We start from the raw sequence: 10,803 nt of genomic DNA, 5'->3' as shown, positions 1-10,803 counted from the left end.
GATGACAGTGGTCAAGTACATCGTCCAACCCGGTGACACGCTCGGAAACATCGCCGTCAAGTACGACACCACCGTGTCGGCCATCGTTCGGGCGAACGGCATCAAGAACCCCAACATGATCTACCCCGGCCAGGTGTTGAAGATCCCGAGCAAGCACTACGAGGACGTCAAATCGGGCTCGTATCATCACAGCATGCACCACGACATGCACTCACACCACAAGAGCTGGTACTGAACACGCACCAAAGCACAAAAAAGCGCGCCCGCCTGCCCATCTCGCCGGCAGCCGGGCGCGCGTCCGCAATCACCAGATGGATCCCGTCTCCGCGTACCGCTTCGCCATCGTATCGATTTCCTTTTTCAGCTCGGTGAGGAGATCCTGCTCCGGAATTTTCCGCACGACCTGCCCCTTGCGGAACAGCAACCCCTCGCCACGAGCGCCCGCGATGCCGATGTCCGCTTCGCGCGCCTCGCCTGGGCCGTTCACGGCGCACCCCAGTACCGACACCTTGATGGGCGCCCGGATGTTCTGCACGTAATCTTCGAGCTCATTCACAATGCTGATGAGATCGATATCGATCCGCCCGCACGTCGGGCACGACACAATCGTCACGGCGTCCGACACGATGTGGAAAACCTTCAACAGCTCGCGCGCCACCTTGACTTCCTCAACAGGATCCGCCGAGAGCGACACGCGAATGGTGTTGCCAATGCCCATGTGGAGAAGCGTCCCGAGGCCGGCTGCGCTCTTGATGGTCCCGCCAAACAGGGTGCCCGATTCGGTGATGCCAAGGTGAAGCGGATAGCGGAACCGCTCGGCCGCCAGGCGATAGGCCTCAATCGCGAGAGGCACATCGGAAGCCTTCATCGAGATTATGATATCGTCGAAATCCAGGTCTTCCAGGATCTTCACGTGATGTTCGGCACTCTCGAGCATGCCCTCCGCCGTTGGGTAGCCGTACTTCTCGAGAATGTGTTTCTCAAGCGATCCCGCGTTGACCCCGATGCGAATGGGGATCCCGCGCTCCTTGCACGCCTTGACGACTTCCTCCACCTTCTCGCGTTTGCCGATGTTACCGGGGTTGATGCGCACCTTGTCGACGCCGTTTTTGATGGCCTCGAGCGCGAGCCGGTGATCGAAGTGGATATCTGCGACAAGCGGAATATGAATCTGCCGCTTGATTTCCTTGATAGCCTCAGCAGCTTCGCGGTTGTTGACCGTCACTCGCACGACCTGGCAGCCGGCATCCTCCAGACGGTGAATCTGCTCCACCGTCGCCTTGACATCGGCCGTCTTGGTCGTCGTCATGCTCTGCACAATGACCTGATTGCTCCCGCCGATCACGACGTCGCCGACGCGAACCGGCTTCGTCTCCCAGCGACGATACATACTCTCGTCTCCCCGCTACGTGATGAGGTCCCAAGACGGATCTTACCGAACGAGGGCCCGTCCTTCAACCAATACGCGGATCATGCCCCGCTCATGCGCACGACAATGCGCACGGCCTCGCCCGCGGCGAGGCGATCGAAGCCCTCGTTGATGTGGTCGAGATCGATCACGTCCGACACCAGCCTGTCGACGGGGAGCTTTCCCTGTTGGAACAGTGAAATGAAGCGCGGAATGTCGCGGGACGGGACGCAGCTTCCCACGTACGATCCGCGAATCGTGCGCTCCTCTGCCGCAAGGAGCACCTGGGGCACGCTCCACTCGTGGCGCGGATCCGGTAACCCAGTGGTCACGGTCGTCCCGCCGCGCCGCGTCACGGCAAACGCCGTCTTCATGGCCGCGACGGAGCCCGCGGTCTCGAACACGTACTCCAGGCCGCCCGCCGAATCGGCGCGCACCCTGTCGATCACGCCGGGATCGCGCGCGTCGTACGTGTGCGTCGCGCCGAGTTCGCGCGCGAACGCGAGCTTCTCGGGATTCACGTCGATGGCCGCAATGTGCCGGGCTGACGAAGCCACGGCGCCGAGCAGCGCGGCGAGCCCCACGCCGCCGAGGCCCACGATGCCGACCGAGGCGCCCACGGGGACGCGCGCCGTGTTGACGACCGCGCCGACGCCCGTCATGACCGCGCAGCCGAACAGCGCCGCGTGCTCAAATGGGAGGGACGGATCGATTTTCACGAGCGAGCGGCGCGAGACGACGGCGTAGTCGCTGAAGGCCGACACGCCGAGGTGGTGATGGACGGGTTGCCCGCCAAGGCGCAGCAGCCTGCGCGCTCCCGAGAGCAGTGTCCCGCGGCCGTTCGCCTCGGCGCCCGGCTCGCAGAGCGCAGGCCGTCCCTCTTGACAGGGGCCGCAGTGCCCGCAACTCGGCACGAAGGCGCAGACGACGTGATCTCCAGGCGCCAAATCGGTCACGCCTTCGCCAAGTTCCACCACCTCGCCAGCCGCCTCGTGCCCGAGGGCCATCGGCATCGGCCGCGGGCGGGCGCCTTCAATGACAGAAAGATCCGAGTGGCACAGGCCGGCGGCATGCACCCGGATGAGGACCTCGCCCGGCCCCGGCGGTTCCAGTTCCAGCGTCTCCAGGCGAAGCGGCCGCGTGGATGCGTAAGGCGGCCTCGCCCCCATCTCCAGGAGGACAGCGGCTCGCGTCTGCACAGTCGACTCCCCCTCGAAAGTTGTTGCACCACTTCACGCGAACGACGTGATGACGTTGAACCCCTTCGTCTCGAAGCGCAGCATGCGATCGAACACGTCGTTCAACTCGGCGAGGGCCACCTCGCGCTCCACGAGCGCCTTGGGCCGGAGCCTCCCTGCGCCGACCAACCGCAACAAGCCGTCGAAAGCGACGTGCGGGTTGCCAAAGCTTCCGATGAACTCGATCTCGCCCGTGGTCATGATGTCGACCGGCAGCGCCACCATGCCCTGCTCAGCCGAGGAGGTGAGGCCAACCTGGACGTGGCGCCCGCCCTTGCGCAGGCACCGCACGGAGTTGAACACCGTCTCGGCGAGCCCGAGCGCGTCGATGCTCACATGTGCTCCTCCGCGCGTGACCTGCTTGATGGCCTTGAACACGCGCTCCTCGCGCCGGCTGTTGATGGTCACTGCGGCGCCTTCGGCTCGCGCCTTCTCGAGCTTTTCGTCGTCGATGTCCACGGCAATCACCTGAGCGCCGATAGCGTGAGCCGCCTGGATGGCGGACAACCCGACGCCGCCCGCGCCGTGCACGGCTACCCATTCACCGGGCTGGACGCGGCCCCGCATGACGGCATGAAAGCCCGTCATGTAACGGCACCCCATGGCGGCCGCAGTCACAAAATCGACCTCGTCGGGCAACCGGATGAGGTTGAAGTCAGCGTTAGGGACTCGCACATATTCCGCGAAGCTCCCGTCATACGTCGCGCCGTAAAATCCGAACTCGTCGCACAGATTCGACCTGCCCGACTGACACTGCGGACAGCGGCCGCAGCCGTTGTGAAATGGGACAGTGACGCGATCGCCCACCGCGAAGCGGCGGACATTGCGCCCCACCGCCACGACCTCGCCGCCGAACTCGTGGCCGAGGATGATGGGCAACTGTGGGCGGATCCCCACCCAGGCGAGTTCCCCCTGCCAGATGTGAAGATCGCTCCGACACACGCCGGCCGCACGCACGCGGACGACGGCGTCCTCCGGACCGGGATCGGGATCGGGAATGGTCTCGATGGAAAAGGGCGTGTGGAATGCATGCAGGCGCGCTGCTTTCACCAGTGCAGCATCCTTTCATGGATGAAATACAAGGACACGCGTGCCGTCTGCGAAATCGTTTACACTCTTAGGAAAGCGGACTCTCGGCGCAATGTCAATAGGATGATAGAAGCGCGAAGCCCCTGCGGCGAACGCGCAGTCCGCCCCAGAGGCTTCGTTCATCACAAAATGGAAACCGAGAGTACCGAAACGATGCAGAGGGCCGTGAGGTAGATGAGCGAAAAGCGGAAGACCTGGTTGGCCCACGCCATGTCCTTCTCCGGAGGGAGGAACAATCCTTTCACCGCGAGGTACAAGAACCACAGCCCAAGTGCGCCCATGACCACGAAGTACAGCCAGCCCTCGGCGCCGAGCACGGTGAGCATCAACGAGACTGGCACCATGGCGGCGGTGTAAAAGACAATCTGCCGCTTCGTCTCGCGAAATCCCCGAACCACCGGGAGCATCGGCACACCGGCCGCTCGGTAGTCCTCCGTCTTTTTCATCGCGAGCGGCAGGAAATGCGGTGGCTGCCACAAAAAGAAGGTGAAAAACATGCACCAAGCCGCGAGCGAGAGCGTTCCACCGCTCCCAGCCACCCAGCCGATGAGCGGCGGCATGGCGCCCGATACGCCGCCGAGCACGGTGTTCAACGTGGTGTGCCGCTTGAACCAGACGGTGTACAGATAGGAATACACGAATAGGCCCACAAACGCGCAGACGGCCGCTTGCCAATTCACGCCGACGAGCAAGACCGCGAGGCCAATGGCGCTCATGGCAAGTCCGATACCAAGCGCCGCACCGGGGGAAACCTTCCCTCGCGCAACGGCGCGCATCTTCGTCCGCGGCATGCGCTGATCGATGTCGCGATCGTAAAAATTGTTGAGTGCCGCGCCTCCTGCCACCACAAACATCGTGCCGACGAGCGTCAGGAGCATGATGCTGAGCGGTGGATGGCCGCCGGACGCCACCCAAAGTCCGGCGAACGTCGCCATCAGGTTGGCGACGGTGATGCCCCACTTCATAATAGAGAGGTAATCGCGAAGCGTGGCCCGCGCGGATTCAACGCCCTTCGGGGGCTCCTGATACACAATGCCGTTTGCTTGCAACGGTTCATCACATCCTTCGCCATGAGGCCACGAGAGTCGATGAGCGCCGCACGCCGACCTTCGTTTCCGCTCACTATATTTGCAAAGAGTGCGCTGAAACTCAACGGTTGTGCTCCACTTGTCATCCAACGGACATACTTTGGCCCCTGAAAAGACACAGATTGCAGTATAGCCGCCAAGGGTCGTGTTTAGTATAATTGCCGTGGAATGACACGAGCTAGGGAGAGAAACGTATGCCCCTTTGGCTGTCGGGTATTGTAGCTTTCGCACTCGCCTACCTGTTGGCGCCGCACATGCGAAAAGTCGCTCTCCGGTACCGTTTCGTGGATCTTCCCAACGAGCGAAAAATTCACCGGGATCCGCTTCCGCTGCTCGGAGGCGCCGCCATTTTTGCGGGCGTCATCGGGGCATTTCTCGCAGGTTCGCTCTGGAAAGACTGGTTTGATACGCCGTACATCGGCGTCGTGATTGGCGCGGCGATGCTCTTTGTCATCGGCCTGCTCGATGATTATTACAAGACGAGAGGCAAGGACTTTTCCGTCGGCATTCGCTTCGTGGTGCAGATCCTCGCGGCGCTCATGGTGCCGCTCTTCGGCGGCGCCATCCAGGGATTCACGTCTCCCTTCGGCGGTCACCACTTTGTGGCCATTCCTCCTTATCTTTCGCTTTTCCTCACGCTCCTGTGGATTGTAGGCGTCACGAACGTCTTCAACTTTCTCGACGGCGTCGACGGCCTTGCGGCCGGCATCGCGGCCATCTCGGCGACCACGCTGTTCTTTGTCGCGCTCATCAAGGGCGACACAGCCTCCGCCTGGTTTGCGATTGCGGTGACGGGAGCCGCTGTCGGCTTCCTGCGACACAATTTCTATCCCGCGCGCATCATCATGGGAGACGCGGGATCCACCGTGCTTGGTTATTTGCTCGCCTCCATTGCGTCGGTCGGCGCCTTCAAGTCAGCCACCGTCGTTTCCATCGGCGTGCCCATCCTCGCCCTGGGCGTGCCCATCTTCGATGCGGTCCGCGTGGTATTTTTGCGGGCTCGAGCCGGACGGCCGGTGTACAAGCCGGATCAGAACCACGTGCACCACTGGCTCTTGCGCCTCGGGCTGACGCAGGTGCAGACGGTGACTGTGGTGTACCTCATCAGCGCGTGCTTTTCGCTCATGTCCATGCTCGTGCTGCTTTTGAATCGCGGATAACGGTCGCGGTGCCTGCCTGGCCCTTGGGGTCGGGCCTTTTCTTTTGGCTCGTCAGCCGGTGGCAAGGCACCTTGCGTAAATTCCTCCATGGTAGTAGAGTGACAAAGGACTCGTCTCATGCGAACGCTTCCACGCCCTCGTCCGTCGCAGGTTTTCGATATCGGTATCGGCAATCTGGATGAGGATTCGACAGATGCGGGGGCCGCGTCGCAAAATAGAGGCAGAAACCAGATAGAAGGAGTGAGTTAGGGTGGGCGCCAATCTGTTTCAAGCCAAACAGACCCTCACCGTTGGCGGGAAGTCCTACACCTACTACCGCCTGGACGCTCTTCAGGAGCAAGGCGTAGCCGACATCTCCCGCCTCCCCATTTCCATCAAAATTCTGCTTGAATCCGTGCTCCGCCAGTACGACGGTCGCGTCATTACAGAGGAGCATGTGCGAGAACTCGCCAATTGGAACGCGGAGAACCCGGCCAAGTCCGAGGTCCCCTTTAAGCCCGCACGCATCCTGCTGCAGGACTTCACGGGCGTGCCCGTCGTGGTGGATCTGGCCGCCATGCGCAACGCAATGCACAAGCTCGGCGGCAATCCGAAGCGGATCAACCCGCTCATCCCGGTGGATCTCGTGATCGACCACTCGGTGCAGGTGGACGCGTTCGGCTCTAAAGAGGCGCTCGAATTCAACATCGCGAAGGAATTTGAGCGCAACGAGGAGCGCTACCGCTTCCTCCGCTGGGCACAGACGGCGTTCGATAACTTCCGCGCGGTGCCACCCGGAATGGGCATTGTCCACCAGGTGAACCTCGAGTACCTCGCACGTGTGGTCCAGGAGCGGACCGTCGACGGCGAGCAGGTCGTCTTCCCGGATAGCCTCGTCGGCACGGACTCGCACACGACCATGATCAACGGCGTCGGCGTCCTCGGCTGGGGCGTGGGCGGCATCGAGGCCGAGGCGTGCATGCTCGGACAGCCCTTGTACTTCGTGCAGCCTGAGGTCATCGGCTTCAAGCTGACCGGCAAGCTCCCCGAAGGCGCAACTGCGACGGATCTCGCCCTGACGGTCGTGAACATGCTGCGGAAGAAGGGCGTGGTCGGCAAGTTCGTCGAGTTCTACGGCGCTGGCCTCTCCAACATCAGCGTCGCCGACCGAGCGACCATTGCCAACATGGCGCCCGAGTACGGCGCGACGATGGGCTTCTTCCCCATCGACCAGGCGACGCTCGACTATCTACGCCTGACCGGCCGCGACGAATCGCTTATCCAGCTCGTCGAGGCGTACGCGAAGGCGCAGGGCATGTTCCGCACGGACGACATGCCGGATCCGGTCTTCACCGACACGCTGGAGCTCGATCTCGGCTCCGTCCAGCCGACGATGGCGGGTCCGAAGCGTCCGCAGGATAAGATCTTCCTCTCCGATATGAAGAAGAATTTCGAGGCGGCGCTCGAGAAGCCCGTGTCGGAGGGCGGTTTCGGGCTTGCGGACCAGCGGGATAAGACGGCCGTCGTCCAATATCCGGACGGGCAGAAAGACGAACTCCACCACGGCGCGGTCGTGATTGCCGCCATCACGAGCTGCACCAACACCTCCAACCCGTCCGTGATGATTGGCGCGGGGCTGTTGGCGAAGAAAGCCGTGGAGAAGGGGCTGAAGACGCCGCGCTACGTGAAGACATCGCTCGCTCCCGGATCTCGCGTCGTCACGGATTACCTGGAGCGCGCAGGCCTGCTCGAGCCGCTCTCCAAGCTTGGCTTTGACGTCGTCGGCTACGGCTGCACCACGTGCATCGGCAACAGCGGTCCGCTGCCAGAGGAAGTGGCCAAGGCGATTCAGGAGAATGACCTTCTGGTCTCTGCGGTGCTGTCAGGCAACCGCAACTTCGAGGGGCGCATCCACTCGCTCGTTCGCGCGAACTACCTCGCTTCGCCGCCGCTCGTCGTGGCGTACGCCATCGCGGGCACGGTGGATATCGATCTCGTGAACGAGCCTCTCGGCAAGGACGAGAACGGCAACGACGTTTTCCTGAAGGACGTCTGGCCGTCGAACGAGGAGATTCAGGCGGTCATCCGGCAAATCATCAACCCGGAGATGTTCAAGAAGGAATACGAGAGCGTGTTCAACCGGAACGAGCGGTGGAACAAGCTGGACGTCCCGAAGGGCGAGTTGTACGAATGGGATCCGAATTCGACATACATCCAGGAGCCGCCGTTCTTCGAGGGGCTGTCGGAAGAGGTTCCGGACATCCAGGACATCCAGGGCGCGCGCGTACTCGCATACCTGGGCGATTCGGTCACGACAGACCACATCTCGCCTGCGGGCAGCATCGCGCCGTCAAGCCCAGCTGGCCAGTACCTGCAGTCCAAGGGCGTGAAGCCGCATGAGTTCAACTCGTACGGTTCGCGCCGCGGCAACCACGAGGTCATGATGCGCGGTACCTTCGCAAACATCCGCATCCGCAACAAGGTGGCACCTGGCACGGAGGGCGGTTACACGACCTACTTCCCAACGGGCGAAGTGATGCCCATCTACGACGCCGCGATGAAGTACAAGGCGGATGGGACCCCGCTTGTGGTCATCGCCGGCAAGGAGTACGGAACAGGCTCGTCCCGCGACTGGGCGGCGAAGGGCACCTACCTGCTCGGCGTGAAGGCCGTGATCGCGGAGAGCTTCGAGCGCATCCACCGGAGCAACCTGGTCGGCATGGGCGTGTTGCCGCTCGAGTTCATCGACGGGCAAAACGCGGAGACGCTTGGCCTGACGGGACGCGAGGTGTACACCATCAAGGGACTGTCGAACGACCTGAAGCCGCGCCAGACGGTCACGGTCGAAGTCACGCGCGAGGACGGATCGTCGTTCACGTTCCAAGCGCTCGTGCGGCTCGACAGCGACATCGAGGTGGATTACTACCGCAACGGCGGTATCCTGCAGACAGTGCTCCGCAACTTCATGCGCGAGCAGCAAGCGTAAGGGGAAACGCGCACGAGCAACAAAGGGGCTCCCACGAGGAGCCCCTTTTGTGTTTGTCGGCGCGCAAGTTCTCGTCAGCCTTTGAGTCCTGCTTGGGACACGCCCTGAATGAATTGGCGTTGAAAGATGATGAACACCACCATCATCGGCAGCGTCAGCATGACCATGCCCGCCATCACGCTGTTCCAATACGCGTTGTACTGGCCATAAAACGAGTTCAGCCCCACCGGCAACGTGTACATGTCCGTTGTTTGACCGATGAGAAGCGGCCACAGGAAGGAGTTCCAGTTGCCCTGGAACGTCAGAATGGTCTGCGCGGCCAACAGCGGGCGCGCGAGCGGCAGCATGATGCGAAAGAACATCCCGAAGTATCCAATGCCGTCGATGCGAGCCGCCTCCTCCAGCTCTTTCGGGATGCCGAGGAAGAACTGGCGCGACAAAAACACCATGGTAGAACTCAGCAAGAAGGGCACGGTGAGCCCGACGTACGTGTCGATCCAGCCGAGGTGCGCGAGCAGCATGTAAATGGGAACCAAGACCACCTGTCCTGGGATCATCATGACGCCGAGGAAGACGTAAAACAGAAAGCCCCGGCCCGGGAAGCGAAGCCGCGCAAACGCGTAGCCCGCAAATGTATTCACCACGAGGTTTCCCACGGTCACGATGAACGCCACGATGGCGCTGTTCAAAAACCAGCGCCCAAACGGGAAGTTCTCCAGGATGGACGTATAGCTCGACAGCGTCAGCGTCCGCCAAGGCACGAACAGTTGAAACACCTCGGACGTCGGCTTGACGGACGTGTAGATGGACCACAGAAAGGGCACCAGCGAAATGGCCGCGTAAATCACGGCAATCGCATACATCCACAGGCTTGCGCGGCGCCAGGACGGGGATGGTGCGGGCGTGGCCATACGCATCTCATGCGTCCTCCCTTCCGAGCCACAGCTGCTGAATCAGCGTCAAAATCAAAATAATGGCAAACAACACAAAACCCATGGCGGACGCATAGCCCATCTGCATGGTGCGGAAGCCCTTTTCGAACAGATCGAGCACAACCGTCATGGTGTACTGCTGCGGGAGCGAGCTCGCGCTCGAGATGACGTAGACGAGATCGAACACCTGGAACGCGCCAATCATACCGAGCACCACGACGAGAAACGTGGTCCGCCGAAGGGACGGGATGGTGATGTAACGCAGCATGGCGAACCCCTGTGCGCCATCGATGGCTGCGGCCTCGTACAGCTCCTCGGGAATCTCCTGGAGCGCCGCGAGATAGATGACCATGAACTGGCCTGCCGTGGTCCACACGGCGACCGCCATGATGGCTGGAAACGCGAAGATAGGGCTGTTGAAATAGTCGGGCCCCTGGATGTGAAACAGGATCCACAGCAGGCGGTTCAGCAGTCCGTTCGGCTGGAACAGAAAGCTGAAGATGACCGCCACGCCAACGGTCGACGTGATCGACGGCAGGTAGTAGATGACCCGGAAGATCGTCTTGCCGCGGATGCGGTTGACGATCACGGCCAGCATCATGGCGATCGCAGTCTGCACCGGCACCACCACGAGGGCGTACACCGTGGTGTTCCACAGCGCCCGCAAAAACACCGGATCCTCGAAGAGATGAACGTAGTTCAGGAATCCCACAAAATGCGAGTCCAAAGGATCCAGATACGAAAAGTGCTTGAAACTGATGACAAAGGAGTAAATAATGGGCCCCAGGAGAAAGACGACCAACTCCACGATGGCGGGGAGAATGAACAAGTAACCGGCGAGCGCCTGTTCCACCACGTTCCAACGGATGCGTCGGCCGCGCCCCGTGACCCGCTCGGCAGCGGAGTTTGCGACGCTCATGCCA

At 61.7% G+C, this 10,803-nt stretch carries 9 protein-coding genes; 3 read left to right on the top strand and 6 right to left on the bottom strand.

Going from position 1 to position 10,803, the window contains the following annotated elements:
* The first annotated feature begins 1 nt into the window (after nucleotide 1).
* Entirely contained in the window at nucleotides 2-235 is a 234-nt protein-coding gene (locus TC41_RS04290) for a LysM peptidoglycan-binding domain-containing protein (protein WP_014463785.1), read from the top strand.
* Between the two features lie 69 nt (nucleotides 236-304).
* Here TC41_RS04290 and ispG read toward each other — a convergent pair whose 3' ends face one another.
* The 4 genes from ispG to cyoE all read right to left on the bottom strand — a co-directional run bounded on the left by ispG (nucleotide 305) and on the right by cyoE (nucleotide 4,766).
* Nucleotides 305-1,390 (bottom strand): flavodoxin-dependent (E)-4-hydroxy-3-methylbut-2-enyl-diphosphate synthase, encoded by a 1,086-nt coding sequence (gene ispG, locus TC41_RS04285; protein WP_014463784.1) that lies wholly within the window; start codon nucleotides 1,388-1,390, stop codon nucleotides 305-307.
* Between the two features lie 80 nt (nucleotides 1,391-1,470).
* A complete protein-coding gene (locus TC41_RS04280) occupies nucleotides 1,471-2,607 on the bottom strand; it encodes a zinc-dependent alcohol dehydrogenase family protein (protein WP_014463783.1) in 1,137 nt (378 codons plus the stop codon).
* A gap of 33 nt (nucleotides 2,608-2,640) precedes the next feature.
* The gene (locus TC41_RS04275; RefSeq protein WP_014463782.1) at nucleotides 2,641-3,696 is read right to left on the bottom strand and encodes a zinc-dependent alcohol dehydrogenase family protein; all 1,056 of its coding nucleotides are present in this window, start codon (nucleotides 3,694-3,696) and stop codon (nucleotides 2,641-2,643) included.
* Between the two features lie 161 nt (nucleotides 3,697-3,857).
* Nucleotides 3,858-4,766 (bottom strand): heme o synthase, encoded by a 909-nt coding sequence (gene cyoE / locus TC41_RS04270; RefSeq protein ID WP_258165040.1) that lies wholly within the window; start codon nucleotides 4,764-4,766, stop codon nucleotides 3,858-3,860.
* Nucleotides 4,767-5,017: 251 nt separating this feature from the next.
* Here cyoE and TC41_RS04265 point away from each other — a divergent pair, with 251 nt between their 5' ends.
* Together TC41_RS04265 and acnA are read left to right on the top strand one after the other, a co-directional pair.
* A complete protein-coding gene (locus tag TC41_RS04265) occupies nucleotides 5,018-5,983 on the top strand; it encodes an MraY family glycosyltransferase (RefSeq protein WP_041695027.1) in 966 nt (321 codons plus the stop codon).
* Nucleotides 5,984-6,233: 250 nt separating this feature from the next.
* The gene (acnA, locus tag TC41_RS04260) at nucleotides 6,234-8,948 is read left to right on the top strand and encodes an aconitate hydratase AcnA (protein ID WP_014463779.1); all 2,715 of its coding nucleotides are present in this window, start codon (nucleotides 6,234-6,236) and stop codon (nucleotides 8,946-8,948) included.
* 74 nt (nucleotides 8,949-9,022) lie between these two features.
* On the opposite strand, the gene TC41_RS04255 is transcribed toward acnA, so the two are convergent.
* Nucleotides 9,023-9,865 carry a carbohydrate ABC transporter permease gene (locus TC41_RS04255; RefSeq protein ID WP_041695026.1) on the bottom strand — a complete coding sequence of 281 codons (843 nt, stop codon included), beginning with the start codon at nucleotides 9,863-9,865 and terminating at the stop codon, nucleotides 9,023-9,025.
* Nucleotide 9,866: 1 nt separating this feature from the next.
* Nucleotides 9,867-10,799, bottom strand: a complete 933-nt coding sequence (locus TC41_RS04250) for a carbohydrate ABC transporter permease (RefSeq protein WP_014463777.1) — start codon at nucleotides 10,797-10,799, stop codon at nucleotides 9,867-9,869.
* Nucleotides 10,800-10,803: the final 4 nt, after the last annotated feature.

This window comes from Alicyclobacillus acidocaldarius subsp. acidocaldarius Tc-4-1, from assembly GCF_000219875.1.
Classification (GTDB): Bacteria; Bacillota; Bacilli; order Alicyclobacillales; family Alicyclobacillaceae; genus Alicyclobacillus; species Alicyclobacillus acidocaldarius_A.
The sequence above is the reverse complement of the archived record's forward strand: the minus strand, read 5'-3'. Positions and strand labels throughout refer to the sequence as shown.

Excerpts from the sequence above, each read along its gene's own strand:
- TC41_RS04290 (WP_014463785.1), top strand. The coding sequence starts at position 2 with ATGACAGTGGTCAAGTACATCGTCCAACCCGGTGACACGCTCGGAAAC.
- ispG (WP_014463784.1), bottom strand. The coding sequence starts at position 1,390 with ATGTATCGTCGCTGGGAGACGAAGCCGGTTCGCGTCGGCGACGTCGTG.
- TC41_RS04265 (WP_041695027.1), top strand. The coding sequence starts at position 5,018 with ATGCCCCTTTGGCTGTCGGGTATTGTAGCTTTCGCACTCGCCTACCTG.
- TC41_RS04255 (WP_041695026.1), bottom strand. The coding sequence starts at position 9,865 with ATGCGTATGGCCACGCCCGCACCATCCCCGTCCTGGCGCCGCGCAAGC.
- TC41_RS04250 (WP_014463777.1), bottom strand. The coding sequence starts at position 10,799 with ATGAGCGTCGCAAACTCCGCTGCCGAGCGGGTCACGGGGCGCGGCCGA.